We start from the raw sequence: 25,987 nt of genomic DNA, 5'->3' as shown, positions 1-25,987 counted from the left end.
CGCACGCGGATGGCCAAGCTCCACTTTCACTATGCCAGCATGAACGCGGGCAAGTCGACCGCGCTGCTGCAGGCCGATTTCAACTATCGCGAGCGCGGCATGGCAACCATGTTGTGGACCGCATCGATCGATCAGCGATCGGCCGAGACACCGGGGCTTGATATCGTCAGCCGGATCGGGATTGGCGCGCCGGCCTGCCGCTTCGATCGCGAGACCGATCTGGGTGCGGCGATCATGGCCGCGCACCAGGCGACGCCGCTGGCAGCGGTCTTGATCGACGAAGCGCAGTTTCTGACCGGCGATCAGGTCTGGCAACTGGCCTGGATTGTCGACCAGGCCGGTATTCCGGTAATGTGTTATGGCTTGCGCACCGATTTCCAGGGCGTGCTGTTCGAAGGCGCTGCAACGCTGCTGGGGATCGCCGACCGGCTGGTCGAATTGCGCGGCGTTTGCCATTGCGGCGCCAAGGCAACGATGAACCTGCGGCTTGATGCACAGGGCAATGCGGTGCGCCAGGGCGCGCAGACCGAAATCGGCGGCAACGACCGCTATGTCGCGCTGTGCCGCCGCCATTTCTGCGAAAGCCTCAATCCATGACCGATGCCGCACTGTACGTGCCCCTGTGCGAGGGCGATCTGGCGCTGGTGCCATTGACCGAGGCGCACCGCGAAGGGCTGCGCGCGGCCTGCGCCGCCGACGATGCGATCTGGGACATTTATCCGTTCAATTATCTGGGCGATGCCTTTGATCCGCAGTTCGATGGCCTGTTGCAGGGTGCACCCAAGCGCCGGGTCTATGCGGTGAAGCAGGCAGGCCGCGTGATCGGCATGACCGCCTGGATCGAACAGGGCCAGCCCGGCTGGTCGATCGAGATCGGCAACACGTTCATCGTGCCCGCCGCGCGCGGCACGGGTCTGAACGACCGGGTCAAGCGGCTGTTGCTTGACCACGCCTTTGCCTGCGGGCTGGAACGCGTCGGTTTCAAGGTGGATGCGCGCAACACCCGCAGCCAGGCCGCCGTGGCGAAGCTTGGCGCACTGCGCGAAGGCGTGCTGCGCCATGAACGCATGACCTGGACCGGCCACGTGCGCGACACCGTGTCGTTCAGCATCCTCAAATCCGAATGGCAGGCGCGATGAATTCTTCCCTGTACGAAGCGGCAACCATCATCCTGCCGCTGATTTTTGCGATCGTGTTCCACGAAGTCGCACACGGCATGGTCGCGCGCATGCTGGGCGATCACACCGCGGCAGAGCGCGGGCGGCTCAGCCTCAATCCGCTGCGCCATGTCGATCCGTTCGGGACGATCGTGCTGCCCGGCATGCTGGCGCTGGCGCATATGCCGGTGTTCGGCTGGGCCAAGCCGGTGCCGGTCGATTACGCCCGCCTGCGCAATCCCAAGCGCGATATGGCGCTGGTCGGTGCCGCCGGCCCGGCCAGCAATTTCGTGCTCGCGGCGTTGAGTGCGGTGGCGATCGGCCTGATGATCAGGGCGATTGGTCCGGGCGGTGTGCCGGGGCCGATTGCAATGTTTGTGCTGCGCAATCTGGGCAATTTCATTTTGTTCAACTGTTCGCTGGGCCTGTTCAACCTGCTGCCCATCCCGCCATTCGACGGATCGCGTGTGCTGCGCGGCATTCTGCCATGGTCGGGCGCGCGGCTGCTCGACCGGATCGAACCTTATGGCATCATGGTGCTGCTGGTGATCCTGGTGGTCGTGCCGCAGATTTTCCCTTCGCTGCATCTGATCGACCATGTGCTGCTGCCGCCGCGCGACTGGCTGCTGGATCACCTGGCCGGCTTTATCACCTGGGTGGCAGGGCCGGCAGGCGCGCCCACGACATGAGCGTGCACGGCTGGATCGTGCTCGACAAACCGCTGGGACTGGGATCGACACAGGCGGTTTCTGCGGTCAAGCGCGCGCTGCGCCAGGGCGGGCACGGCAAGGCCAAAGTCGGCCATGGCGGCACGCTTGATCCGCTCGCCACGGGTGTCCTGCCGATCGCGCTGGGCGAAGCCACCAAACTGGCCGGGCGCATGCTCGATGCGACCAAGACCTATGACTTTACCGTGCAGTTTGGGCGGCAGACCGACACGCTCGATCGGGAGGGGCAGGTCATCGCGACCAGCCCGGTCCAACCCGAACCCGGTGCGGTGGCCAGGGTCGTGGCCGAACGCTTCACCGGCGTGATCGAACAGGTGCCGCCCGCCTATTCGGCGATCTTGATCGACGGGCGTCGCGCCTATGACCGGGCACGCGACGGCGAAGATATCGACATGCCGACGCGTACGGTGACGATCCTGCACTGGGGGGCGATCCACGAAGCGCAGGTCGACGATGAACGCACCGCAACGCTGACCGTCACCGTGTCCAAGGGCACGTATGTGCGCAGCCTGGCGCGCGATATTGCCTTGGCGCTGGGCACGGTCGGCCATGTGACGATGTTGCGACGCGTGCGGGCAGGGCCGTTTGCCCTGGCGCAGGCGATTTCGCTGGACAATTTGGACGCGATCGCTAAGGGCGCAAGCCTTGAACTGATGATCTTGCCGTTGGAGGCAGGGCTGGACGACATCCCGGCTCTTGACCTCGACCCCGAACAGGCAAGGGCGGTCCGCCAGGGCCGCGTTCTGACGGGGTTGCCCCAATCCGACGGGCTGTGGCTTGCGCGATCCGGCATGGTTCCGGTGGCGCTGGTGGCACTTGCGGATGGCGCCATGCGCGTCGAACGGGGTTTCAATTTTCCCGATGTCGCGGAGTGAAGAGTTCATGTCGGTTACCGCTGAAAAGAAGCAGACGATCATCGTCGACAACGCCCGCATCGAAGGCGATACCGGTTCGCCGGAAGTACAGGTCGCCATCCTGACCGAGCGCATTGTCAACCTGACCGAACACTTCAAGATCCACCACAAGGACAACCATTCGCGCCGTGGCCTTTTGCAGATGGTCAACAAGCGTCGCAGCCTGCTCGATTATCTGAAGAAAAAGGATGTCGAACGCTACAACGCCCTGATCCAGAAGCTGGGTCTGCGCAAGTAAACGCAAAAGCGGCCCCACGTGGGCCGCTTTTCGCATCCGGGCGGTCTGCAATTCGGCAGCAAGCCCATGGGGTGAGATCAAGCCCCACACCGGACCGGGACGGAACCCCCGGCAAGCAAATCCCGCGCGGCAATAGGGCCTTTCGCGGGCTGAAGGAAAAACGATGTTCGACGTCAAGACCGTATCACTGGAATGGGGCGGAAAAACCCTCACTCTGGAAACCGGCCGCATTGCCCGTCAGGCTGACGGGGCGGTCCTTGCCACATATGGCGAAACCGTGGTGCTGTGCGCTGTCACGGCCGCCAAATCGGTCAAGGAAGGGCAGGACTTCTTCCCCCTGACCGTCCATTACCAGGAAAAGTTTTCCGCCGCCGGTCGTATTCCGGGTGGCTTCTTCAAGCGGGAACGTGGCGCCACCGAAAAGGAAACGCTGGTTTCGCGCCTGATCGACCGCCCCGTGCGGCCGCTGTTCCCCGAAGGTTTCTACAACGAAATCAACGTCATTTGCCAGGTTCTGAGCTATGACGGCGAAACCGAACCCGATGTCGTGGCAATGATTGCTGCCTCGGCCGCGCTGACCATTTCGGGCGTCCCGTTCATGGGCCCGATCGGTGCCGCGCGCGTCGGTTTCAAGGATGGCGAATACCAGCTCAACCCGTCGCTGGGTCAGGTCAAGGAAGGCCAGCTCGATCTGGTCGTGGCCGCCACCGGCAACGCGGTGATGATGGTCGAATCCGAAGCCAAGGAACTGAGCGAAGACGTCATGCTGGGCGGCGTGCTGTTTGCCCATGCGGAAATCCGCAAGGTCATCAACGCGATCATCGACCTGGCTGAAAAGGCCGCGAAAGATCCCTGGGATATCGATCTGTCGGACAACACCGCCGACATCAAGGCCAAGCTCAAGAAGCTGGTCGGCAAGGACATTGCCGCTGCCTACAAGCTGACCAACAAGTCGGCGCGTTCGGATGCGCTCAATGCCGCGCGCGACAAGGCCAAGGCGGCCTATGCCGACGAAGCCCCGCAGACCCGGATGGTGGCGATCAAGACCCTGAAAAAGGTCGAAGCCGACATCGTGCGTACCGCCATTCTCAAGGATGGTCAGCGCATCGATGGCCGCACCGTGACGCAGATCCGCCCGATCGAAGCGATGGTGGGTTTCCTGCCGCGCACGCATGGTTCGGCGCTGTTCACACGCGGCGAAACGCAGTCGATCTGCACCACCACGCTTGGCACCAAGGATGCTGAACAGATGATCGACGGCCTGGATGGCCTGTCGTATCAGCGGTTCATGCTGCACTATAACTTCCCGCCCTATTCGGTTGGCGAAGTTGGCCGTTTCGGTGCCCCCGGTCGTCGTGAAGTTGGCCATGGCAAGCTGGCATGGCGTGCGCTGAACCCGGTGCTGCCGTCGAAGGAAGATTTCCCCTATACCATCCGCGTCCTGTCGGACATCACCGAATCCAACGGTTCGTCGTCGATGGCGACGGTCTGCGGCGGTTCGCTGTCGATGATGGATGCGGGCGTTCCGCTGGCACGTCCGGTTTCGGGCATTGCCATGGGGCTGATCCTTGAAGGCGACGAATTCACCGTGCTGTCCGACATCCTGGGTGACGAAGATCACCTGGGCGACATGGACTTCAAGGTGGCCGGGACCAGCGAAGGCATCACCACGATGCAGATGGACATCAAGGTCGCCGGGATCACCGAGGAAATCTTCCGCGCTGCCCTGGCACAGGCCAAGGAAGGCCGCGCGCATATCCTGGGCGAAATGACCAAGGCGCTGGGCGAAGTCCGTGGCGAACTGTCGGCGCATGCGCCGCGGATCGAAACGCTGCAGATCGACAAATCGAAGATCCGTGACGTGATCGGCACCGGCGGCAAGGTGATCCGCGAGATCGTCGCCACCACCGGCGCCAAGGTCGACATCGACGATGAAGGCCTGATCAAGATCTCGTCGTCCGACCTGACCCAGATCGAAGCTGCGCGTCAGTGGATCCTGGGCATCACCGAAGAAGCCGAAGTCGGCAAAGTCTACAACGGCAAGGTCGTCAACATCGTTGATTTCGGCGCCTTTGTGAACTTCATGGGCGGCAAGGACGGCCTGGTGCACGTGTCGGAAATGCGCAACGAGCGCGTGGAAAAGCCGGGCGACGTCGTCAAGGAAGGCCAGGAAGTCAAGGTCAAGGTGCTCGAAATCGACCCGCGCGGCAAAGTCCGCCTGTCGATGCGCCTGGTCGATCAGGAAACCGGTGCCGAACTGGAAGACACCCGTCCGGCACGCGAACCCCGTGGTGACCGCCCCGAACGTGGCGATCGCCCCGACCGTGGCGATCGCGGCGACCGTCGCGGACCCCGCAACGATCGTGGCGGCGGCCGTGGCCGTGGCGACGATCGCGGCCCGCGCGCGCCGCGTCCCGACCGCGACGATGGCCCGGCGCCCGATCACCTGCCGGCTTTTCTGAAGTCGGACGACTGATCGTTCACCACTTGCGCAACGTTTGACAAAGGGGGCGATGGTGATGAGCCATCGCCCCTTTTGCATGCGGCGTTGACGCAACGCGGCGGGTCCCATATTCTGTCATCCTCGCTTGCATCAGGGGCTGGCCCATGACACGTGCGCGCCTGTTCCGGCTGTCGATCATGATGGGGGTGTGCATGATGTCGTCGTCTGTTCACGCCGAACCCGCAGGTCACATCACCGGCATCGGTGGCGTCTTCGTGCGCAGCAAGGATCCCAAAGCCCTGGCCGCGTGGTATCGCGATGTGCTGGGGATCAAGGTCGAGGCGTGGGGTGGGGCCATGCTGCGCTATGACGCGCCGGGCCATCCCGACGTGGTGGTGTGGAACGCTTTTCCGCAAGGCACCGACTATTTCGGCCCCAACCCGCGCGACATGATGCTCAATTTTGCAGTGGACGATCTCGATGCCTTTCTGGCGCGGCTGAGTGCGCATGGGGTTGTGGTGATCAAGCGCGATGACAGCGATCCCTATGGCCGGTTTGCCTGGATTGCGGACCCCGACGGCACACGCATCGAATTGTACCAACCCCGCACGAAGTGATCCGCGCGTCTTGCGCATATCATAACAAATGATAGATTTTCGCCCGACCTGAGTCCCATGCCGGAGCCAGGGCGGAGCGGATACGATGGCGAATGCGGCAGACCTGACGGGCATACGCGAGGCGCGCGCAACGATCCGTTATCTCGATGAAGGCGAATTCGTCACCCGGCGCTATGTCAGCCAGGGGGCCGAGATCAACACCGGCGATTATCGCGATTACCCTGTGCTGGTGCGCGACGGCATGCCGATCCGCGACCGCTTTGCGCTGGACAGCCACGGCTTCATGATCGCGCGGTGTCCGACCAAGGTCCGCAACTTCAACGACAATGCCGAGGTGGACGCGGTGTACGAGCGCGAGGTGGCCGATGCGGTCAAGACGCTGACCGGGGCCAGCTTTGTCGCGGTGCAGGGCTGGATGCGGCGCACGACCGCCGATCTGTCGGCGCTGGCGGGGCAAAAGGTGGCCGGGTATCAGCACAAGGGCGGGTTGCAGCCGCAGGCGGGCGAGGCCCATATCGATTACAACCCGCGCACTGGTCACGCGGCCGGCGCGCGCCTTTATGCAGCCCACCGACCCGATGGTGCGGGGTTTTCACGCCATTGCTGTTGCTCGTTATGGCGCACCTGGTCGCCTCCGCCGCAGGACTGGCCGCTGGCAGTGATGGATGGCCGCACGATCGCAGGCGACGAACTGGCGTCAAACACGCTGTTCGTGGTCGATGAATTTCCCACCGGCGACGCGCTGACCGCGCCGGTGCCCGGGGAAGACGACATGATCGCGGCGACGATCCTGCGGTATCGCCCCGGCCATGCATGGTGGTATTTTTCGAACATGACGCGCGACGACGTGCTGCTGTTCAAATTCTACGACAGCGATCATTCGGTCACCTGGCGCTGCCCGCACACCGCGTTTCACGACGCCAGCTTTGCCAATGCCCAGATCCGCAGTTCGATCGAAACCCGCTGCGTGGCGTTCTGGGAATGATCAGGTGCGCAGCCGCTCGATCCCTTGCGCCAGCGCGACATAGAGCTTGCCCATATCCGACGACAGCAGCGTCACGCCCAGCGCATTGCCGTCGCGGGTGGACAGCAGCTGGCGCAGCATCGCTTCGAAATCGTGGATGTAGCGGTTGACGTGAACGCGGAATTCCTCGTCGTTTTCGTAGTGTTGCTGCACCGCGCGCACGTCGCCGGCATCCAGCAGAGACACCGCACGGCGGGTAAAAATGCCGCGCTCGCCGCGCAGATATGATGCCCAGGCCGATTCCGACACTTCGGCCGACAGGATACGCGATATATCGATGGCCGCCGAATTCAGGCTTTCGGTGATCAATGCCGTGCGCCGCGCAAAATCGCCGTCGACCTGTTCCTCGGCGCGTTCGCGGATATGGTTGACCCGGTTTTCCAGATTGCCGGCCAATTCGTCGATCCGTGCCAGTTGATCGCGCATCTGCAGCGCGGTTTCGCGGGCCGAGTTCGACGCGCTGTCCATCGCCTCTTCCAGCCGGGCGATCATCTGCGCGCCGCGACCTTGCACCACACGCGCCAGTGCCGCGCTGGTTTCTTCGCCAAAACGTGCGGCCATCGCGCTGATTTCGGCGGCGGTGGTGGTGCCAAGATCCGCCCCGGCCTTGTGCGCCGCGGCTTCAAGTTCGGCAATTGCGCCCGCCAGACGCCGCTCGATCGATCCGGTCAGCGTATCGCTTTCCCCCTGTGCTGCGCGCAGCATATCGCGCAAGGTGGTCAGGCGCGTTTCGTGTTCGCGCGCGTGCGCCTCGATCGTGCCATGGATTGCGGCGATATCGTTGCGCACCGATCCCAACCGCGTGTCCGCGTCGGTGATCGCGCCGGTCAGCGCCGTGCCGGCATCGCCGGCCTCGCGCAGGGTGTCGCGCATCGCGACCACCCTGCGTTCCACGCCGTCCATTCCGGCGACCGCGCTGCGCAGGGCCTCGGGGATCTGGGTGCGGGTATGGTCGCTGGCCGCTTCGATCAGTTCGAGCAGGCGGACCGCCGCGTCGGTCAGGCCGACAATGGTTTCGTCGGTGCCGCCCAATGCATTGCGCGCGGCGTTCAATCGGCTGGTCAAAGTGGTCAGCGCGGCGTCGATCACCGTGGTCGTGCGTGATCCCGCGGCAGTACCCGCATCGATCGTGGTGGCAAAGTCGGTGACGCGCGCGGCCAGCGTGTCGCAAGTTGCGACCATTTTATCCAGCGCGTCGGCCTGCTGTTGGCGACGGGTGGCGATCGTGCGGTCGACTTCGGCCAGGCGCGTGTCGATTGCGTCGACGGCGTCGGCGGCGGCGGCGGCCATGGCGGCACGGCGCTGACCGATCGCGGTGTCGAGCTGATCGAGCCGCGCGGCAAATTGTTCGGCAGTGGCGGTCAGCGCGGCTTCGAGTGCATGACGGCGCACGGCCATCGCGTCATCGACCGATGCGGCTTCGTCGACCAGCGCGCGGCCCAGCGATCCGGCGCTTTCCTCAAACCGGTGCAGACGTTCGCGCGAATCCGACACCAGCTGGTCGTGATCGCGGCCGACTTCCTCGATGGCGCGCGCCAGCGATGCGGCCACTTTGCGCACATCGCCATCGAGCGCGGCGATGCGCCCGGCCAGCGCAGCCAGGCTGTCTTCTTCGGCGGTGGCGATCACTTCGCGTTGCCCGGCCAATTCGCTGGCCAGCGTATCGGCGCGTGCGCGGATTGCGGCCAGGGCCGCGACTTCTTCGCCATCGATGCGCAGGCGTTGCGCGTCAAGCGCGTCGATCACCGCGCGCAGGCGCACTTCGCCGGCCAGGCCGATGCGCTCGGTCGCGGTGGCAAAGGCGTCAAGCGCGGCATCGACGGCGGTGCGCACGTCTTCGACCTTGCGCCCGCTGGCCGTGCCGAATTCGTTGAGACGGTTGAACCCGTTGATCAGGTCTTCCAGCTGTGTGTCGGCGGTACGTCCGGCATGCGCGATCGCATTGGCGGCGTCCTTGGCCGAATTGCTGATCACCGGCAGGTGCGTGCGCAGCGTGGAGATGTTTTCCAGCGCTTTGGCCGCCACGGTGCCGATATGGTCCATGTCCTTGCCCTGTCCGGCGATGACGTCCTTCAGACGTTCGGCCGAACCCGACAGGCGATCAACCGCGATGCGTCCAAGCGATTCGAGATCGCGGCTTTGGGCCGCGATGAAATCGCGCGCCAGCGACAGTTCGGTGTTCATCGCGCGCAGCCGCGTTTCAAGCAGGCGGCTTTCTTCGGACAGCGCATGGATCACCGCGGCATGGCGGGTGGCATCGCGCAAGGTGGTGCGCGCGATCAGCACGCCCATCAGCACCAGCATAACCGGCAGCGCCCAAACGGTAACCAGATTGACCAGCCCGTCGGCGTTCAGACCGGCCTGCACGGCTGGCGCACGCGCCACGCCCAGCAACACGGTCCAGCCGGTGATCAGCACTGCAGCAAGCCCCGGCACGATCCAGCGCAACGGCCCTTGGGGCGCGAACGCGCTGTCCAGCTCTGGTGTAGTGCCATCCGGCTGATCTGCATGGACCACATGGTCTGCCGGCAGCGGTCGCCCCTCTGCTTCGGCAGAGCTGCCGTCGTATGTTTCGCCATCCAGCGCGATGATGCGTGTTCCCCCGGTCATGGGACCGATCTCTAACACGGATTTTGGCCGCTGTGTAACCCTGCCTTAACCGGGTGGGGCGCATCCTTATCGGCATGGCCTATCTTGGTGAAGCAATCGATGCACATCTCGTCTCCGCGCTGGGGGATGATCCCGTGCTGTTGCGCGAATTGCGGCGCGCATTTCTGGACAGCGCATTGGGCGCGCTCGATCTGTTGCAGCGCGCGCGGTGCGATGCCAACTGGATGCAGGCGGCGCAGCGGTTGAAGGGCCTGGCGGCCACATTTCATGGCACCGAGCTGGTTGCGCTGGCCGATGATGCAATGGCTGGCGCGCCCGGCGATCCCGCGATTTTGCGGCGAATTCGCGCGCTGTTGCGTGAAATCGACCCCTTGGCCTGACTTTACCTGTGCCGTGAATCCGTTAAGCCGGGGTTTGCGAAAGGTGGGCAGACCGCTTGGCAGCGACAGGGTGTGCGCCTAGGGTAACGGCGTTGCGTTTGGCGCAGACCGGGCAACGGGTGATCGAACCTCACGCCATTATCAGGAGTTTGGGGGCCTTGAGGGTCGGATTGCTGTCCATGACCGATGCCGTATCGGGCGAACTGCAAGGTTTGCGCGCGGTCCTGACGATCGGCGGTCGATCACTGGTGCGCCACCAGCTGGGGCTGGCGCTGGCATTGGGCTGCACCCGCATTGTCGTGGTGACAGACGCGCTGACCAGCGAAGTGATAGCACTGCAGCACGCGACCGAAAGCGCGGGCGCGCGGTTCCACGTAATTACGTCTGCGCATGCACTGCTGCCGCTGGTCACGGCCGAAGATGACCTGATTGTCCTGGGTGACGGTCTGCTGGTGCAGCCCGAATTGGCCTTGCCCCAGCTGGAACAGGCCACGGGCGTGCTGGCGTTGCCGGTCGAGGCCGGGGTGGCGGCGGGATTTGAACGGATCGATATCAATCACGCCTTTGCCGGGGCGATGCGCCTGCCCGGGCGTATCGTGGCCGGGCTGGGCGATTTGCCGCCCGAATGGAACACCCATGCGGCGCTGCTGCGCCTGGCGGTGCAGGGCCGCGTGCCGCTGCGCCTGTTGCCCGACGCGGTGCTGGCGGACGCACGCTGGAAACTCGTGCGCAACGAGGACGAGGCGCACGCGGCCGAGCCGGTGTGGCTGCGGCTGCATACGGCATCAGGGCATTTGCGCAGCCCGGGCGAATGGATCACGGCCAAGACCGTGCATCTGGCTGGCCCGGCGCTGCTGCACGCCGGAACCCGGCCCTGGGTGGTGGCGCTGGGTGGCGTGGTGGCACTGCTTTTGGCATTTGGCGCGGGCTGGTTCGGTTGGCGCACGCCGGGCTTTGGCCTGCTGGCGCTGGCCTGGACGCTGGCGCGTGTGGCGCAGATGATGGCCGATATCGAGCGGCGCGCATTGCTCGCAACCGGCTATCGCGCGCCCACCGGGGTATGGTTCGAATGGGTCATCGACGGTGGATTTGTCGCCTTGTCGGCTTGGCGCAGCGAAGTCTCGCATGCGCCGGGCGTGCCGCTCGGCCTGGGCTGGTTCGCACCGCTGGTGTTGATTTTGATGCTCCATCTGCTGCCGCGCGTCGTGCCGGTCGGGCGGATGACCTGGTGGTTGCGCGATCGGCTTGTTGCCGGGGTTGCGCTGGCCGCATGCAGCGCGGTGCTGCCATTCGACATCTGCCTGCGCGCGGTGATCCTGGCGCTGGTGGTATGGGCGCTGGCGGTAACTTCGGCGCGCGGCCCGCTGGCTAACGCCGATTTAACCACAGCGGACTAAGGCTGGCGCGATGGACCATGCAGCAACCGCCGATGGCCCGGTTTGGGCCGCACGCGCTTTGGCCGACGCCGATCATCGGCTGTCTGCGTGCAGCGCTGTGCTGGAAAGCCAGGCGGCCCTTGGACCCTGCGGCCTGCTCGACGATCGCACGATCGCGTTGGTGCGGGGCATGACGGCAGACCTGGCGGCGCAATTGTCAGGGTCGGATCATGCGCTGACCGCCGCGGTGCGCGCATTGCTCGTCGCCCATCGGGCCATGCTGATGCACCTGCACGCGATCGCGGTGGAATTTCGGCTGAGCGAGGCATTGGCGGCACGGCGTGCGCTTGATCCGGTGTTTCCGCCGCTTGTTCGCCGGCATCCCGATGGCGGCGCATTGCTGGCGGCGCAGACCCGCGTGACCGATGCAGTGCGGCTGATGCGAATGCCCCTGGCCGAATTGCCGGGCGATCTGCAGCATATCGCCTGGTCGATCCGCGATGCGGCCTGCGCAGATGCGGATGGTTCGCCGCCAAACGGGCGAACGCCCGTGCGCGCCGATCCGCCCGGGCGCATCGCGCTGTTGCAACGCGCATTGTTGCATATGGCCGACGACCTTGCCTTGACCCTGCACATCGATGAGGCGGGCGTGGCCCTGTTCCTCAGCGCGCTGGCGCTGGCGTCGGGCATGCCGCGTGAAATGGTGGCGCTGGCCACCGCCGAGGACGATCCGCTGCGTCTGGCGCTGATGCTGCGCACGGCCGGGCTTGGCCGGGATTCGGCAGCGTTGCAATTGCTGGCGATCCGGCCGGATGCTGATCCTGCGTTGGTCGACATCGCCGATGCCGAGCGTTTGTTGAGGGATTCGCTGGGATGACTGCGGGCGGCCCGGTGCGGGGAACATGCGACGCCCATGATCGCCTGATCGAGGCTGATCCGGCGCTTGCCGGATTGCACATGCGATGCGGCGGTGATTGGCCAGGCGGCGTGCTGGCAGTGCCGGCGCTGTTGGCGCTGGTGCGGCGCACGCGGGTTTCTGGGGTGGCGCAAGTGGCGATGCTGGGCGCGGTGGACGAGGGCAATACCATCGCATTCCTGGCGCAGGTTGCGCCTGACGCCGGGGGCACGCGCATCGCGCTCAGCCATTGGCGGCTTGTCGGGGTTCACGCCGCGGACGCCGGTGCGGCCGATGCCGTGCTGTATCAGATCGCGCGGATCCACGCGGTGCTCGATGCGGATCAACGGGTGCTGGCGGTTGAACTGCGCGGCGAGGATGACCACGATGCCGCGTTGCACGACCTGATCGCGCAATGGCGCAGCGGCAGCCCGGTGTGGAGCGAGGCCGTCAACCTGGTGGGCGTGGCGCATCGCCAGCCGATGCATTGGCGGCTGATCGATGACGTGGCATTTCATGTTCCGGGTTGCGCACAGACCTGGCGCGCCCGGCTGCTGCCGCATGGCGATGCCGGGTTTGATCTGCTGATCGTGCCCGATGCGATCGAGGCTGTACCCGGCGTGCAGGCGGGCCCCGCGGCACCCGCCATGGCCTCGTCCAACCGGGTGATCGGCCGCGATCTGGCACCCGCCTTGCGTCAGCCGATCAATCGCATCATTGCCAACGCCGAAACCATCAGGACACGGCTGGCAGGGCCACTGGCCGAGGAATATGCAGGCTATGCCGCCGACATTGCCGAGGCGGGGCGGCATCTGCTGGCGCTCGTCGAGGATCTGGCCGATCTCGACGCGGTGGAGGCGCCCGATTTTGCACCCGCGCCCGATCGGATCGATCTGGCCGATTGTGCGCGCCGCGCATCGGGCATTCTGGCCATGCGCGCGCAGGAACGCGGCATCGCGCTCGTCATCCCGCCGTCAGACCTGGCTGTGCCCGCCACCGGCGAATTCCGCCGGGTGCTGCAGATCCTGCTCAATCTGCTGACCAATGCCATCCGCTACAGCCCGGCACATTCGACCGTCACGATCGAAACCGGTAGCGACGCGCAAACCGCATGGATTGCAGTGCGTGACGAAGGCCAGGGCCTGAGCGCAGACCAGACTGCGCGTGTTTTCGAAAAGTTTGAACGCCTTGGCCGCAACGGCGATGGTGGCAGCGGACTTGGTCTGTATATCTCGCGTCGTCTTGCGCGCGCGATGGGCGGCGATCTGACCGTGGCGCCGGGGGCAGGGGCGCGATTTGTGCTGACCTTGCCACGACGCAGTCACATCTGACGCGATGCGCGCACAAAAAAGGCAGGGGGCCGATGGCACCCCTGCCTGATCTGTGTCGCCGGACCGGCCGCAATCAGCGTTGATCGACCGGCACGTAATCGCGCGCAACCGGCCCGGTGTAGAGCTGGCGCGGACGGCCGATCTTCTGGCCTGGATCGGAAATCATTTCGTTCCATTGCGCGACCCAGCCCACCGTGCGGGCAAGGGCGAACAGCACGGTGAACATCGTCGTGGGGAAACCGATCGCTGACAGGATGATGCCCGAATAGAAATCCACGTTGGGAAACAGCTTCTTTTCGATGAAGTACGGATCGCTCAGCGCGATCTCTTCCAGCCGCAGGGCGGTTTCGAACAGCGGGTCGGTCACGTTCAGCGCCTTGAACACTTCGCGCACGGTCTTTTGCATCACGGCAGCGCGCGGGTCATAGTTCTTGTACACGCGATGGCCGAAACCCATCAGGCGGAACGGATCGTTCTTGTCCTTGGCGCGATCGATATAGTGCTGAATGCGGTCGGGCGTGCCGATTTCGCGCAGCATGTTGAGCGCGGCTTCGTTGGCGCCGCCATGCGCGGGGCCCCACAGGCAGGCGATCCCTGCCGCCATGCAGGCAAAGGGATTGGCGCCCGACGATCCGGCCAGGCGCACTGTCGAAGTCGACGCGTTCTGTTCGTGATCGGCATGCAGGATGAAAATGCGATCGAGCGCGCGTTCCACTTCGGGCACCACGTGGTATTCCTCGGCCGGCACGGCAAAGGTCATACGCAGGAAATTGCCGGTGTAGGACAGGCGGTTGTCGGGATAGACGAACGGCTGCCCGACCGAATACTTGTAGGCCATCGCCGCGATCGTGGGGATCTTGGCGATCAGGCGGTGCGAGCTGATCTTGCGCAGCTCGGGATCGGCGATGTCGGTGGAATCATGATAAAACGCCGACAGCGCGCCAACCACGCCGCACATCACCGCCATCGGGTGGGCGTCGCGGCGGAACCCGCGGTAGAATGTGCTCAGCTGTTCGTGCACCATCGTGTGGCGCGTGATCGTGCGGCTAAAATCGGCGAGTTCTGCCGCATTGGGCAATTCGCCGTTCAGCAGCAGATAGCTGACCTCCATGAACGAGGATTGTTCGGCCAGTTGCCCGATCGGATAGCCCCGGTGCAGCAGCACGCCTTCGTCACCATCGATATAGGTGATCGCGCTGTCGCAACTGGCGGTGCTGGTAAAGCCGGGGTCATAGGTGAACATCCCGGTCTGGCCATAGAGCTTGCGGATATCGATCACATCGGGACCGATTGTGCCGCTCGTCACTGGCAATTCCACGGTCTTGCCGCCGGTCTGCAGCGTTGCCTCGGTCTTGCTCACGTCTCAGTCCTCCTGTGTCGATATTGGGCCGGGAGTATGATCCCGAAATTTTCAAACCGCGGGTGTATCAATCAGTTGGTCGGCAATCCGGCCCAGGGTCGCATCGCGACCGATCAACACCAGCACATCATAGATGCCGGGCGATGTGGTCTGCCCGGTCAGCGCCGCGCGCAAAGGCTGCGCCAGTTTGCCAAGCCCCAGGCCAAGCTCTTCGGCCAGGGCCTTGAGCGTTGCCTCGATCGCATCCGGTGTCCAGTCGGCGGTGGCGGCCAGCCGGGCATGCGCCTGGGCCAGAATGCCGCGCGCCTCTGGCGTCAGCAAAGCGGCGGCCTTGGCATCGGGCGCGATCGGACGAACCGCAAACAGGAACCGTGCGCCTTCGCTCAATTCGTTGAGATCGGCGGCACGCACTTTCAGCACGGGCATGGCCGTGGTCAGCAGCGCGATCTGCGCCGCATCGGTCACGCCCAGCCGCTTGGCCACTTCGTGTGCCAGCCGCGCATCGTCGGCCAGGCGGATATAGTGCCCGTTGAGATTGAGCAGCTTTTTCAGGTCAAAGCGCGCTGCGCCCTTGTTGACATTGGCGATGTCGAACCATTCCACGGCCTGGTCGCGGGTGATGAATTCCTCGTCGCCATGGCCCCAGCCAAGCCGCATCAGGTAATTGACCACGGCTTCGGGCAACAGGCCCAGTTCGTCGCGATAGGCATCGACGCCCAGCGCGCCATGCCGCTTTGACAGCTTGGCCCCGTCGGCCCCGTGGATCAGCGGGATATGCGCATAGTCCGGATCGGGCCAGGCGCCGGTGCCGGCGGCCTGTTCAATCGTATGCATCGCACGGATGACGACAAGCTGGCGGAACGCGTTGTTGATATGGTCGTCGCCGCGGATAACGTGGGTCACGCCCATGTCGTGATCGTCGACCACAACGGCCAGCATATAGGTCGGCGTGCCGTCGCTGCGCAGGATCACGAAATCGTCGATTTCGCGGTTGCTGACGGTGATCGTGCCCTGGACCAGATCATGGATCACGGTTTCGCCATCGCGCGGCGCCTTGATGCGGATGACATAGCCTTGATCGGCGGGCCAGCTTGCCGGATCGGCGTCGCGCCATTCGCTGTCGATACGGAACGGGCGGCGTTCGGCCTGCGCCGCTTCGCGCCGAGCGGCCAGTTCGGCCTGGGTCAGATAGCAGCGATAGGCGTGACCTGCGTCAAGCAGGCGGTGCGCCACCTGGGCATGGCGGTCGGATCGGGCAAACTGGAACACCGGTTCCGCGTCTCCGCCCAGACCCAGCCAGTCCAGACCGTCGAAAATCGCATCGATCGCGGGTTCGGTTGAACGCGCGCGATCGGTATCTTCGATCCGCAGCAGATAAGTCCCGCCGTGGTGACGCGCAAACAGCCAGTTGAACAGCGCGGTACGCGCACCGCCAATGTGCAGGTATCCGGTCGGCGAAGGTGCAAAACGCGTGACGACCGCAGCCTTGCGGTCCGAAGCAGCAGAATTGGTCGCACTCGTGCTTGCCATCCCTGGCGCATTCCTTTTCATCGTCGCCATGGCAGACCCGGTGCAATCCCGACCCTCCACGCTGTCGGCTTCGCTCCAGACCGCAGGCGACGGGAATCGCGCGTATCGGCTGGTCCAAATGACCAGCGGGCATTGGGACAGATTGGCGCGCTTGTCCAGTGTGCAGCGCACCATCGAACAATTCCTGAGTGCCCATCCGTTCGAGCGCGCGCCGTGGCTGGCAGTGGGCTTTGGCGCCGGAATTGCGGCGTGGATCGTGCTGCCGGGGCCATGGCAATGGGCCGGGTTCATCACCTTGTGCGCTGCGGCCGCGGTGTTCGCTCCGCTGGTCGCGCGCGAGGGCGTGGCCGACCATCTGCGCCACGCGATCATGGGCATGGCGCTGATGCTTGCGGCCGGCTGCGGTACGATCTGGACCAAATCCGCGTTGGTCGGCAAACCACCTTTGCCCGCCCGGATATACGCGCCGATCAGCGCCACGATCCTCGATCGTCAGGACGAAGGCGCCGGTGCGCGGGTGCGGTTGTTGCTGGCCGCGCGCGTTGCCGGTGCGGATCGTCCCATGCTGATCCGCGTGATGCTGCCCGATCCGCTGGACAGACCCGGGATCGCGGCGGGTGCAACGATCACGGCAAAGGCACGCCTGGAGCCTCCGCCACCGCCGATGCTGCCCGGCGCGCACGATTTCGCATTTGCAGCGTGGTTCGAAGGCGTGGGGGCAACCGGATCGATTGAAGGTCCGGTCATCGTGCAGCGCGCCGGCACCAGGGCTGCGATGTTGCGAGGCACGCAGCAGGCGCTTCATGCCGAGGTGCTGGCGCACCTGGGTGGCTCGGCGGGGGCAATTGCCGCCACTTTGGCCAGTGGCGACCGCGGCGCAATTGCGCGCAGCGATGCCGATGCGATGCGCGACGCGGGTTTTGCCCATCTGCTGTCGATCAGCGGGCTGCATGTCAGTGCGGTGATCGCAGCGGCGTATGTGCTGGTGTTCAGGGGTCTGGGCCTGGCGGGGTGGATTGCGTTGCGCGTGCGGTTGCCGCTGGTGGCGGCGGTGTGCGGGGCCACCGCGGGCCTGGCCTATTGCCTGATAACCGGATCGCAAGTGCCGACGATGCGTGCGGCCGCGGGCGCGGTGCTGATGTTGGGCGCGCTGGCGCTGGGGCGCGATCCGCTATCGATGCGCCTGCTGGCGGTGGCGGCCCTGTTTGTCATGGTGTTCTGGCCCGAGGCGGTGGCAGGGCCGGCGTTCCAGATGAGCTTTGGCGCGGTGGTCGCGGTGATCGCGCTGCATGATGCGGCATGGGTGCGGCGCTTTGTGGCGCGGCGCGACGAGCAATGGCCGATGCGGGTGCTGCGCCATGCGGCCATGCTGCTGACAGGCGGGGTGGTCATCGGGTTTGCGCTGTTGCCGGTGGCACTGTTCCATTTTCATCGTGCCGGACTGTATGGCGCGGTTGCCAATCTGCTGGCGATCCCGCTGGTCACGCTGGTGTCGATGCCGTCCTTGGCGCTGGCGCTGGTGCTTGACCGTGTGGGACTGGGTGCGCCGGCCTGGTGGGTGACAGGGCGCTCGCTCGACGCGGTGCTGTGGATTGCCCATGCCACCGCCACGCTGCCCGGCGCGGTCACGACGCTGCCCGCGATGCCCGGGTGGGTCTATGGCCTGTGGCTGGCCGGCGCGTTGTGGCTGGCGCTATGGCGGGGATGGGTGCGTGGCTGGGGGCTGGTCCCGATGCTGCTGGCGCTGTGCCTGTGGGCCACGATCCGCACCCCCGATATCCTGATTGCGGGCGATGGTCGTCATGTCGGGATCACCGGGCTTGGCCCAGATCTGGTGGTGCTGAGCCCGGGGCAAGGGCGCTTTGCACGCGATACCCTGCTGGAAATGGCGGGCATGTCGGGTGCCGCGATTGCGGTAGAAGACTGGCCCGGTGCGCGCTGCAATCACGATTTCTGCGCGCTGGCGCTTGATCGCGCGGCGCAGCGCACGGTGCTGCTGATCGGCCGCAGCCGCCGTCGTCTGAACGACGATGGCCTGGCGCAGGCCTGCGCGCAAAGCGATATCGTCATCGCGGATCGCGTGTTGGCGCCGGTGTGCAAACCTCGGCGGATGCTGGTTGACGGCACGGTGCTGGCGCGATCCGGGGGCATGGCGATTGATCTTGGGACCGGGATGGTCACGACCGTCGCCCAGACCAGCGGCAGCCACCCCTGGAATGCCCATCGATAATCCGTTCCCTCGTCGGGAAGCGACGCGCGGCAGGGCTTGGGGGGCTGACCCTAATGATAGCGCCGCAGCAGGCCCGCCAGTTTGCCCTGCACCTGCACTTCGCTGGCGGTATAGAATTGCGGGTCATACGCGGCATTGGCCGGGTCGAGGCGGACCATGCCCTTTTCGCGGCGCAAGTATTTCAGCGTGGCTTCCTCGCCGCGCACCAGCGCCACCACGATTTCGCCATCGCGTGCCACGTCGGTGCGGCGGATCAGCGCAAGATCGCCATCGAAAATGCCCGCATCGACCATCGAATCACCCGATACTTCCAGCGCATAGTGTTCGCCGGGGTCGAGCAGCGCTGCCGGCACAGGCAGCATCGTGCCCACCTCCATCGCTTCGATCGGGGCGCCTGCCGCGATCCTGCCATGAAGCGGGATTTCGATCACGTCATTGGCAGGCGGCGGGGTGACCGCGCGCACCGGTGCGGGGGGGGCCGACGCAACCGGTGCGGCGGCGCGCGCGGCGGTGCGCGGGCTGGCGGTGTCGGGTTCGCGGATCACTTCGAGCGCGCGGGCGCGGTTGGCCAGGCGGCGGATAAAGCCGCGTTCTTCCAATGCGGAAATCAGGCGGTGCACGCCCGACTTCGACTTGAGGTCGAGCGCTTCCTTCATTTCCTCGAACGAGGGCGATATTCCCGACTCTTCCAGTCGATTCTGGATGAAGGTCAACAGCTCGTGCTGCTTGCGCGTCAGCATCACCCGATCTCCCACATAAAAAACCGCCGGTGCAGTTCGTGAACGAATGAGGAACGATTAGGCAACCAAAGCGAACACGTCAAGCATTTCCGCCATTTGCGGTGTCAGGCAATCAATCCAATTCGGTCAGATAAACCGGAACCGGGGTGCCGACCGGTGCGGGTGCGGCGCCGGGTTCGCGCACCACCAGCGCATTGGCGCGCGCAAGCGGGGACAGCGCGCCTGAATCCTGCAACGGATCGAGTGCGACACTTGCTCCGTCCCAGCGCGCGCGCAGGAATTCCATGCGGCTGCCGCCTTTGCCCATCGGCGTTGCCAGCGGCACGTGGATCGTGCGGGGCAGGGCGTGTCCTGCGCCCAGGGTTGCGCGCAGCAGCGGCAGCAGGAACAGAAACGCCGTCACCCAGGCAGAGGCGGGATTGCCAGGCAGTCCCACAATGATCTGGTGACCGCGGCGTGCCACAAGCAGCGGCTTGCCCGGCTTTATCCCGACGCGCCAGAATTCAAGCTGCGCGCCGATGGCGGCAAGCGCGGGCCGCATCAGATCATGATCGCCGACCGAAGCCCCGCCGCTGGTGACGATCACATCGGCATCGGCGGCGGCTGCAAACGCGCTGATCAGCGCATCAAGGCGGTCGGGAACCGGGCCGATGCGCGTTGCCTGAACCGGCAGGCGCTGCGCGATCGCGGCTAGCATCGGTCCGTTGCTGGCGGGGATCTGGTGCTGTTCGGGCAGGGTGCCTGCAAGGGCCAGTTCGTCGCCGCCGTCGATCACGGCCAGACGGACCGCGCGCCGCACGGGCAAATGCGCGTGGCCGGCGGCAATGGTCAGGCCGATTGCGGCGGCATCGATCCGCCAGCCTGCGGGCAGAATGACCGAGCCTGCGCCAAAATCCATCGCCTGTGGGCGAATATGCCGTCCGGTCGGTTGCGGCGGGGTGCCGGTCAGCAGCAGGGTCTTGCCGTCGACCGCGCTGTCTTCCTTGATCAGCACCATGTCGGCCCCCGGCGGAACCATTGCGCCGGTGCTGATGCGGATGGCCTGGCCCGTGGCCACGCTGCCTGTGAACGGATGGCCCGCTGCGCTTTCGCCGATCACGTCCCAAGGGCCGGGCAAATCGGCGGCACGCAGGGCAAAGCCGTCCATCGCCGACAGCGGTGCTGCGGGCTGATCGCGCCGTGCGGTGACAGGCTCGGCCAGATAATATCCCGCGCATTGCCCCGCTTCGCGCCATTCTATCGGCAGATCGGGGGCAAACGCCAGCAGGCGCGACTGCGCTTCGGCCAGCGGCAGCGGCGCCGGGCGATGGCTCATGCCGGGTTGCTCACCCGCCAGGTGCCCGATTTGCCGCCGCGCTTTTCGATCAGGTGCACGGTCTCGATCACCATGCCCTTGTCGATTGCCTTGGCCATGTCATAGATTGTCAACAGCGCGATCGAAACGGCGGTCATCGCCTCCATCTCGACGCCGGTGCGTCCTGTCAGAGATGCCGTGGCGGTGGCGGTCAGGCCGTCGTCTTGCAAGGCAAAATCGACCGAAACCGATTCCAGCCCGAGCGGATGGCACAGCGGGATCAGTTCGCCGGTGCGTTTGGCCGCCATGATCCCGGCGATCCGCGCGGTGGCCAATACATCGCCCTTTGGCACGGTGCCGCTGGCGATCGCGGCGCGTGCAGCGGGGTTCATGCGGATGCGTCCGCTGGCAATGGCAACGCGGTGCGTTTCGGCTTTGCCGCCGACGTCGACCATCCGTGCCTGGCCCTTGTCATCAAGATGGGTCAACTCGCTCATGCCCGGATCATTGCCAGACTGCGACGCGGTTGCACAGGGGGCGCGTCAACCAAGCGCCGCTGCAACGCCGGCCTGGGCATGCAAGGCGGTCGTGTCAAACAGCGGCACGGGGCTGTCTTGTGCGCCGATCAGCAGCATGATTTCGGTGCAGCCCAGCACAATGGCTTGGGCGCCGTTTTGGGCCAGCCGCGCGATCACGCCGCGATACGCGATGCGCGAAGCGTCGACGATGCGGCCCGCGATCAGTTCTTCGTAGATCGCGCGGTGGACCACGGCGCGATCGTCTTCTTCAGGGATGATCACTTCGATGCCATGGCGATCGGCAAGACGTTGACGGCAGAAATCCTGTTCCATGGTGAACCGCGTGCCGATCAGGCCGACTTTGGTCAGGCCCGCTGCACGAATGGCTTCGCCCGCCGGGTCCATGATGTGGATCAGGGGTATGGTGCAGGCCGCCTCGATCGCATCGGCACAGCGGTGCATCGTATTCGAACAGATCAGCAGCACGTGTGCGCCTGCCCGTTCCAGCCGGTGCGCGGCCTCGATCATCCGCGCGGTCTGCGTTGCCCAGTCGCCCGCGCGCTGCATCGCCTCGAATTCGGCAAAGTTGAACGACCACAGCACCATTTGCGCCGAATGCGTCGGGCCCAGCACAGCGCGCACGCCCTGGTTGATCAGGCGATAATACTCGGCTGAGCTTTCCCAGCTGGTGCCGCCGATCAGTCCGAGTGTTTTCATGCAAGCAGCAGCCGCCGCGTCGCGCCGGCCACATCGGCCTCGCGCATCAGGCTTTCGCCCACCAGGAACGTGCGCGCGCCGCAGGCGGCCAGGCGCAGGCAATCGGCATGCGTGTTGATGCCGCTTTCGCCGACCAGCAATGTGCCGGCAGGCGCCAATGGTGCCAGGCGTTCGGTTACGCCAAGATCGGTGACAAACCGTTTGAGATCGCGGTTGTTGATCCCGATCAGCCGCGAATGCAGGCGATGCGCGCGCTCCATTTCGGCTTCGTCGTGCACTTCGACCAGCACGTCCATGGCCTGTTCGCGCGCGGCAGCTTCGATTTCGGCCATCTGCGCGTCGTCCAGCGCGGCGACGATAATCAGGATGGCATCGGCGCCGATTGCGCGCGCCTCGGCGCATTGCCAGGGATCGATCATGAAATCCTTGCGGATCACCGGCAGGTCGCAGGCCGCGCGCGCGGCGATCAGGTAATCCTCGTGGCCCTGGAAATAGGGCGCGTCGGTCAGCACCGACAGGCAGGCAGCGCCGCCGGCCTGGTAGGCGCGGGCATGATCGGCGGGCTGAAAGTCGGCGCGGATCAAGCCCTTCGACGGACTGGCTTTCTTGATTTCGGCGATCAGGGCAAAGCCGGTGGCGGCCTTTGCGCGCAAAGCCGCCTCAAACCCGCGCGGCGCCGTCTGGTCGCGGGCCAGTGCCGCCAGGTCGGACAGGCTGGTCACGGCTTTGCGGGCGGCAACTTCGTCACGCTTGGTGGCGCAGATTTCGGCAAGCTTGTCGGTCATCTCTATCCAGCCAGTGCCGCGATCCAGCAATCGAGCAGTGCCTTGGCCAGGCCCTTGTCAATCGCCTCGGCGGCGTCTTCGACACCGTGGTGCCAGTCGGTTGCTTCGCCTGCAATCATCAGGGCAGCGGCAGCATTGAACAGCACCGCATCGCGATAGGGGCCGCGTTCGCCCAGCAGCAGGCGCCGCAGTGCGCCGGCGTTATGCGCAGCAACGCCGCCGCGCAATGCGTCAACCGGGGCAGGGGTCAGCCCCGCATCCTGCGGCGCGATGCGCTGCATCACGACGGTGGTGCCGGCCACATCGGCGATGGCATTGCCGCCGGCCAGGCTCAGTTCGTCCAGACCCTCATCGCCTGAAACGACAAAGGCGCGCGTGGTGCCAAGCCGGCGCAGCGCTTCGCCATAGATCGGCACATAATCGGGCCGGGCAATCCCCACGAGCTGCCGCGTCACGCCCGCCGGATTGGCCAGCGGGCCCATCAGATTGAAAATCGTGCGGCGGCCGATGGCGCGGCGGATCGGCATGATGCGGCCCATGGCGGGGTGGTGGCGCGCGGCAAACAGGAATGCGATGCCCAGGTCGTGCAGTGTTTCCTCGGCAGTATCGGCTGCGCGATCCAGGTTAAGCCCCAACGCCTCCAGCGTGTCGGCCGCGCCCGCTTTGGAACTGGCGGCGCGGTTGCCGTGCTTGGCCACCGGCACGCCGCAGGCCGCGACGACCAGGCTGACCGCGGTCGAGACATTGAGCGTGTGGTGCCCGTCGCCACCGGTGCCGCAGACATCGATGGCACCGGCCGGTGCGGTGATCGCGATCATGCGTGCGCGCATTGCGCGGGCGGCGCCTGCAATTTCCGCTGCGGTTTCGCCCCGGTCGGACAGCGCAATCAGGAACTGGGCAATCGCCGCGTCATCGGCGTGACCATCCAGAATGGCGCCGAACGCCTGTTCGGCCTCGGCTTCGTTCAGCGCATGTTCGCCGATCGCAGGCAGCGAGGTCATGCTGCCATATCGCGCGGGTTGACCCCGCAGATACGCAGAAAATTGGCGATCATCGCATGGCCATGTTCGGTGGCGATCGATTCAGGGTGGAACTGCACCCCGTGGATCGGTTTCGACCCATGGCGAAACCCCATGACGTGCCCGTCATCCGAACGGGCATTGACCACCAGCATGTCGGGAATGTCGTTGACGATCAGCGAGTGATAGCGGGTGGCAACAAAAGGCGAGGGTACGCCTGCAAACATGCCGGTGCCATCGTGCGTGACCGGGCTGGTCTTGCCGTGCATCAGCCCCCCGCGTTCGACCGTGCCGCCAAAATACTGCCCGATCGATTGGTGGCCCAGGCACACCCCCAGCAGCGGCAAACCCGCATCGGCTGCCGCGCCAACCAGATCGAGGCTGATCCCCGCCTCGTTGGGGGTGCATGGACCCGGCGAAATCAGGAACCCTTGCGCGCCCGAGGCAATGGCCTGCGCGGCCGACAGCGCGTCGTTGCGCACCACCTCGACCTTGGCGCCCAGTTCCATCAGGTAATGGACCAGATTCCACGTAAAGCTGTCGTAGTTGTCGATAACCAGTATCATGATGCGGCCCTACTGCCCGAACTTTGTGTCGCTGGCCACCCGGATCGCTTCGCGCGCAGCGGCAAACAGCGCGCCCGATTTGGCCTCGCATTCGCGGTGTTCGTAAACCGGGTCGCTGTCGGCAACGATGCCCGCGCCCGCCTGGACATGCATCACCCCGTCCTTGAGCACCGCGGTGCGCAGCACGATGCACGAATCGACCGAGCCATCGGGAGCGAAATACCCGACCCCGCCGGCATAGGCGCCGCGGGTTTCGGGCTCCAGCTCGGCAATGATCTCGCACGCGCGCACTTTGGGCGCGCCGCTGACCGTCCCGGCGGGAAAGCCCGCAAACAATGCATCGACCGAGGTTGCACGTTCGGTATCGAGCCGTCCGACCACGTTCGACACGATATGCATGACATGGCTGTAGCGTTCGACAGTATAGCTTTCGGTCACGCGCACGGTGCCCGCCTGCGCCACGCGGCCGACATCGTTGCGGCCCAGGTCGAGCAGCATCAGGTGTTCGGCGCGTTCCTTGGGATCGGCCAGCAAACTCAATTCGTTGGCGCGGTCTTCGGCGGCGTTGCGCCCACGCGGGCGCGTGCCCGCAATCGGCCGGATGGTCACTTCGCCGTCGCGGATACGCACCAGGATTTCCGGGCTTGAACCGATCAGCGCAAAACCGGGCATGTCGAGGAAATAGAGAAACGGCGAAGGATTGATCCGCCGCAACGATCGGTACAGGGCCGAGGCGGGCAGGGGAAACGGCGCGGTGAACCGTTGCGCCAGCACCACCTGGAAGATGTCGCCGGCAAAGATGTAGTCCTTTGCCGCCCTGACCATGTCGGCATAGCGTTCGGGCGGCATGACCGGTGTGCGCACCGGATCGATCGCATCGCGCAGGCGCGGTTCTGCCGGCATAGCACCGCGCAGTCCGGCCAGCGCTGCGTCGATCCGGTCGGCCGCGGCGGCGATCGCGCGTTCGGGTGCAAGTGCCGAGGCCCAGATCGGGGCGACGGCAAACAGTTCATCGCTCAGCCGGTCAAACACCAGCAGCACCGTCGGTCGGACAAACAGCATGTCGGGCAGGTCGAGATCGCTGTCGGGCGCGCGCGGCAGTTTTTCGACCAGGCCGATGGTTTCATAGCCGAAATAGCCGACCAGACAGGCCAGAACCGGGGGCAGGCCGGCAGGCACATCGATCCGGCACTGGTCGACCAGCGCGCGCAGTTCGTCCAGGCTGTTGCCGGGCAGCGGGGCAAATGCATTGGCATCGGTGGACCAGGCGCGGTTGATTTCCGCCCGTTTGCCGCGCGCGCGAAACACCAGATCGGGCGCGAGGCCCAGCAGGCTGTAACGCCCGCGCACTTCGCCACCCTGGACCGATTCAAGCAGGAAATCGCCCCGGCCTTCGCGCATCAGCTTGAGCGCGGCGCCGACCGGGGTTTCGGTATCGACGATCAGCCGGCGCCACACGAGCGCGGGCCGATCCAGCCCCAGCGCCACCAGCGCCGGGCCTGCATTGTCGGGGGC

At 65.4% G+C, this 25,987-nt stretch carries 24 protein-coding genes; 13 read left to right on the top strand and 11 right to left on the bottom strand.

The annotated features are described in order from the left end of the window. The first annotated feature begins 9 nt into the window (after positions 1 to 9). The 8 genes from G404_RS0106285 to G404_RS0106250 all read left to right on the top strand — a co-directional run bounded on the left by G404_RS0106285 (position 10) and on the right by G404_RS0106250 (position 7,082). Positions 10 to 597, top strand: a complete 588-nt coding sequence (locus G404_RS0106285) for a thymidine kinase (RefSeq protein ID WP_028640323.1) — start codon at positions 10 to 12, stop codon at positions 595 to 597. After that, on the top strand, positions 594 to 1,139 hold the full coding sequence (locus G404_RS0106280; RefSeq protein ID WP_028640322.1) for a GNAT family N-acetyltransferase: 546 nt from the start codon (positions 594 to 596) through the stop codon (positions 1,137 to 1,139). The genes G404_RS0106285 and G404_RS0106280 overlap by 4 nt, the downstream gene beginning before the upstream one ends. After that, complete coding sequence (locus tag G404_RS0106275; protein WP_028640321.1) at positions 1,136 to 1,846, top strand: site-2 protease family protein; 711 nt, start codon at positions 1,136 to 1,138, stop codon at positions 1,844 to 1,846. Before G404_RS0106280 ends, G404_RS0106275 begins: the two co-directional genes overlap by 4 nt. After that, positions 1,843 to 2,760, top strand: a complete 918-nt coding sequence (gene truB, locus G404_RS0106270) for a tRNA pseudouridine(55) synthase TruB (RefSeq protein WP_028640320.1) — start codon at positions 1,843 to 1,845, stop codon at positions 2,758 to 2,760. The genes G404_RS0106275 and truB overlap by 4 nt, the downstream gene beginning before the upstream one ends. Before the next feature lie 7 nt (positions 2,761 to 2,767). Continuing rightward, a complete protein-coding gene (gene rpsO, locus G404_RS0106265) occupies positions 2,768 to 3,037 on the top strand; it encodes a 30S ribosomal protein S15 (protein WP_028640319.1) in 270 nt (89 codons plus the stop codon). 163 nt (positions 3,038 to 3,200) lie between these two features. Beyond that, positions 3,201 to 5,513, top strand: coding sequence for a polyribonucleotide nucleotidyltransferase (pnp, locus tag G404_RS0106260; RefSeq protein WP_028640318.1), 2,313 nt, complete (start codon positions 3,201 to 3,203; stop codon positions 5,511 to 5,513). 131 nt (positions 5,514 to 5,644) lie between these two features. Next, positions 5,645 to 6,097: a VOC family protein gene (locus G404_RS0106255; RefSeq protein WP_084601064.1), complete on the top strand. Its 453-nt coding sequence runs from the start codon at positions 5,645 to 5,647 to the stop codon at positions 6,095 to 6,097. Positions 6,098 to 6,182: 85 nt separating this feature from the next. Then, positions 6,183 to 7,082: a CmcJ/NvfI family oxidoreductase gene (locus G404_RS0106250; RefSeq protein ID WP_028640316.1), complete on the top strand. Its 900-nt coding sequence runs from the start codon at positions 6,183 to 6,185 to the stop codon at positions 7,080 to 7,082. Here the strand turns inward: G404_RS0106250 and G404_RS18315 are convergent, their stop codons facing one another. Continuing rightward, a complete protein-coding gene (locus tag G404_RS18315) occupies positions 7,083 to 9,731 on the bottom strand; it encodes a coiled-coil domain-containing protein (protein ID WP_051280275.1) in 2,649 nt (882 codons plus the stop codon). A gap of 74 nt (positions 9,732 to 9,805) precedes the next feature. Between G404_RS18315 and G404_RS0106240 the strand changes: the two genes are divergently transcribed. The 4 genes from G404_RS0106240 (at position 9,806) to G404_RS0106225 (ending at position 13,713) form a co-directional block, all read left to right on the top strand. After that, entirely contained in the window at positions 9,806 to 10,111 is a 306-nt protein-coding gene (locus G404_RS0106240) for a hypothetical protein (RefSeq protein WP_028640315.1), read from the top strand. A 179-nt stretch (positions 10,112 to 10,290) separates the two neighbouring features. After that, on the top strand, positions 10,291 to 11,508 hold the full coding sequence (locus G404_RS0106235; protein WP_036520587.1) for a hypothetical protein: 1,218 nt from the start codon (positions 10,291 to 10,293) through the stop codon (positions 11,506 to 11,508). Positions 11,509 to 11,518: 10 nt separating this feature from the next. After that, on the top strand, positions 11,519 to 12,364 hold the full coding sequence (locus G404_RS18310; protein WP_051280273.1) for a hypothetical protein: 846 nt from the start codon (positions 11,519 to 11,521) through the stop codon (positions 12,362 to 12,364). Further along, positions 12,361 to 13,713 carry a sensor histidine kinase gene (locus G404_RS0106225; RefSeq protein WP_028640313.1) on the top strand — a complete coding sequence of 451 codons (1,353 nt, stop codon included), beginning with the start codon at positions 12,361 to 12,363 and terminating at the stop codon, positions 13,711 to 13,713. Before G404_RS18310 ends, G404_RS0106225 begins: the two co-directional genes overlap by 4 nt. A gap of 73 nt (positions 13,714 to 13,786) precedes the next feature. Here G404_RS0106225 and G404_RS0106220 read toward each other — a convergent pair whose 3' ends face one another. Together G404_RS0106220 and gltX are read right to left on the bottom strand one after the other, a co-directional pair. Continuing rightward, on the bottom strand, positions 13,787 to 15,073 hold the full coding sequence (locus tag G404_RS0106220) for a citrate synthase (RefSeq protein WP_028640312.1): 1,287 nt from the start codon (positions 15,071 to 15,073) through the stop codon (positions 13,787 to 13,789). Positions 15,074 to 15,124: 51 nt separating this feature from the next. Further along, entirely contained in the window at positions 15,125 to 16,603 is a 1,479-nt protein-coding gene (gene gltX, locus G404_RS0106215; protein WP_028640311.1) for a glutamate--tRNA ligase, read from the bottom strand. Positions 16,604 to 16,763: 160 nt separating this feature from the next. Here gltX and G404_RS18305 point away from each other — a divergent pair, with 160 nt between their 5' ends. Then, positions 16,764 to 18,833 carry a ComEC/Rec2 family competence protein gene (locus G404_RS18305; protein ID WP_084601085.1) on the top strand — a complete coding sequence of 690 codons (2,070 nt, stop codon included), beginning with the start codon at positions 16,764 to 16,766 and terminating at the stop codon, positions 18,831 to 18,833. A gap of 50 nt (positions 18,834 to 18,883) precedes the next feature. On the opposite strand, the gene lexA is transcribed toward G404_RS18305, so the two are convergent. The 8 genes from lexA to G404_RS0106170 all read right to left on the bottom strand — a co-directional run bounded on the left by lexA (position 18,884) and on the right by G404_RS0106170 (position 25,960). Next, the gene (gene lexA / locus G404_RS0106205) at positions 18,884 to 19,573 is read right to left on the bottom strand and encodes a transcriptional repressor LexA (protein WP_028640310.1); all 690 of its coding nucleotides are present in this window, start codon (positions 19,571 to 19,573) and stop codon (positions 18,884 to 18,886) included. 112 nt (positions 19,574 to 19,685) lie between these two features. Next, positions 19,686 to 20,888: a molybdopterin molybdotransferase MoeA gene (locus tag G404_RS0106200; RefSeq protein ID WP_028640309.1), complete on the bottom strand. Its 1,203-nt coding sequence runs from the start codon at positions 20,886 to 20,888 to the stop codon at positions 19,686 to 19,688. Then, complete coding sequence (gene moaC, locus G404_RS0106195) at positions 20,885 to 21,364, bottom strand: cyclic pyranopterin monophosphate synthase MoaC (RefSeq protein WP_028640308.1); 480 nt, start codon at positions 21,362 to 21,364, stop codon at positions 20,885 to 20,887. The genes G404_RS0106200 and moaC overlap by 4 nt, the downstream gene beginning before the upstream one ends. Positions 21,365 to 21,409: 45 nt before the next feature. Further along, complete coding sequence (locus tag G404_RS0106190; protein ID WP_028640307.1) at positions 21,410 to 22,102, bottom strand: aspartate/glutamate racemase family protein; 693 nt, start codon at positions 22,100 to 22,102, stop codon at positions 21,410 to 21,412. Next, the gene (gene trpC / locus G404_RS0106185; protein WP_028640306.1) at positions 22,099 to 22,887 is read right to left on the bottom strand and encodes an indole-3-glycerol phosphate synthase TrpC; all 789 of its coding nucleotides are present in this window, start codon (positions 22,885 to 22,887) and stop codon (positions 22,099 to 22,101) included. The genes G404_RS0106190 and trpC overlap by 4 nt, the downstream gene beginning before the upstream one ends. A gap of 2 nt (positions 22,888 to 22,889) precedes the next feature. Then, on the bottom strand, positions 22,890 to 23,888 hold the full coding sequence (trpD, locus tag G404_RS0106180; protein WP_028640305.1) for an anthranilate phosphoribosyltransferase: 999 nt from the start codon (positions 23,886 to 23,888) through the stop codon (positions 22,890 to 22,892). Continuing rightward, positions 23,885 to 24,472, bottom strand: coding sequence for an anthranilate synthase component II (locus G404_RS0106175; RefSeq protein WP_028640304.1), 588 nt, complete (start codon positions 24,470 to 24,472; stop codon positions 23,885 to 23,887). Before G404_RS0106175 ends, trpD begins: the two co-directional genes overlap by 4 nt. 9 nt (positions 24,473 to 24,481) lie before the next feature. Continuing rightward, on the bottom strand, positions 24,482 to 25,960 hold the full coding sequence (locus tag G404_RS0106170) for an anthranilate synthase component I family protein (RefSeq protein WP_245584425.1): 1,479 nt from the start codon (positions 25,958 to 25,960) through the stop codon (positions 24,482 to 24,484). Positions 25,961 to 25,987 lie beyond the last annotated feature (27 nt).

The sequence above is a fragment of the Novosphingobium acidiphilum DSM 19966 genome (assembly GCF_000429005.1).
GTDB lineage: Bacteria > Pseudomonadota > Alphaproteobacteria > Sphingomonadales > Sphingomonadaceae > Novosphingobium > Novosphingobium acidiphilum.
This window is presented reverse-complemented; position numbering and strand designations above follow the sequence as displayed.

Coding starts and splice junctions, on each gene's coding strand:
- trpC (WP_028640306.1), bottom strand. CDS start 22,887: ATGACCGACAAGCTTGCCGAAATCTGCGCCACCAAGCGTGACGAAGTT.
- truB (WP_028640320.1), top strand. CDS start 1,843: ATGAGCGTGCACGGCTGGATCGTGCTCGACAAACCGCTGGGACTGGGA.
- G404_RS0106255 (WP_084601064.1), top strand. CDS start 5,645: ATGACACGTGCGCGCCTGTTCCGGCTGTCGATCATGATGGGGGTGTGC.
- G404_RS0106240 (WP_028640315.1), top strand. CDS start 9,806: ATGGCCTATCTTGGTGAAGCAATCGATGCACATCTCGTCTCCGCGCTG.
- lexA (WP_028640310.1), bottom strand. CDS start 19,573: ATGCTGACGCGCAAGCAGCACGAGCTGTTGACCTTCATCCAGAATCGA.
- G404_RS18315 (WP_051280275.1), bottom strand. CDS start 9,731: ATGACCGGGGGAACACGCATCATCGCGCTGGATGGCGAAACATACGAC.
- G404_RS0106280 (WP_028640322.1), top strand. CDS start 594: ATGACCGATGCCGCACTGTACGTGCCCCTGTGCGAGGGCGATCTGGCG.
- trpD (WP_028640305.1), bottom strand. CDS start 23,888: ATGACCTCGCTGCCTGCGATCGGCGAACATGCGCTGAACGAAGCCGAG.
- rpsO (WP_028640319.1), top strand. CDS start 2,768: ATGTCGGTTACCGCTGAAAAGAAGCAGACGATCATCGTCGACAACGCC.
- G404_RS0106275 (WP_028640321.1), top strand. CDS start 1,136: ATGAATTCTTCCCTGTACGAAGCGGCAACCATCATCCTGCCGCTGATT.
- gltX (WP_028640311.1), bottom strand. CDS start 16,603: ATGGCAAGCACGAGTGCGACCAATTCTGCTGCTTCGGACCGCAAGGCT.
- pnp (WP_028640318.1), top strand. CDS start 3,201: ATGTTCGACGTCAAGACCGTATCACTGGAATGGGGCGGAAAAACCCTC.
- G404_RS0106190 (WP_028640307.1), bottom strand. CDS start 22,102: ATGAAAACACTCGGACTGATCGGCGGCACCAGCTGGGAAAGCTCAGCC.
- G404_RS0106175 (WP_028640304.1), bottom strand. CDS start 24,472: ATGATACTGGTTATCGACAACTACGACAGCTTTACGTGGAATCTGGTC.
- G404_RS0106250 (WP_028640316.1), top strand. CDS start 6,183: ATGGCGAATGCGGCAGACCTGACGGGCATACGCGAGGCGCGCGCAACG.
- G404_RS0106235 (WP_036520587.1), top strand. CDS start 10,291: ATGACCGATGCCGTATCGGGCGAACTGCAAGGTTTGCGCGCGGTCCTG.
- G404_RS0106225 (WP_028640313.1), top strand. CDS start 12,361: ATGACTGCGGGCGGCCCGGTGCGGGGAACATGCGACGCCCATGATCGC.
- G404_RS0106285 (WP_028640323.1), top strand. CDS start 10: ATGGCCAAGCTCCACTTTCACTATGCCAGCATGAACGCGGGCAAGTCG.
- moaC (WP_028640308.1), bottom strand. CDS start 21,364: ATGAGCGAGTTGACCCATCTTGATGACAAGGGCCAGGCACGGATGGTC.
- G404_RS18310 (WP_051280273.1), top strand. CDS start 11,519: ATGGACCATGCAGCAACCGCCGATGGCCCGGTTTGGGCCGCACGCGCT.
- G404_RS0106200 (WP_028640309.1), bottom strand. CDS start 20,888: ATGAGCCATCGCCCGGCGCCGCTGCCGCTGGCCGAAGCGCAGTCGCGC.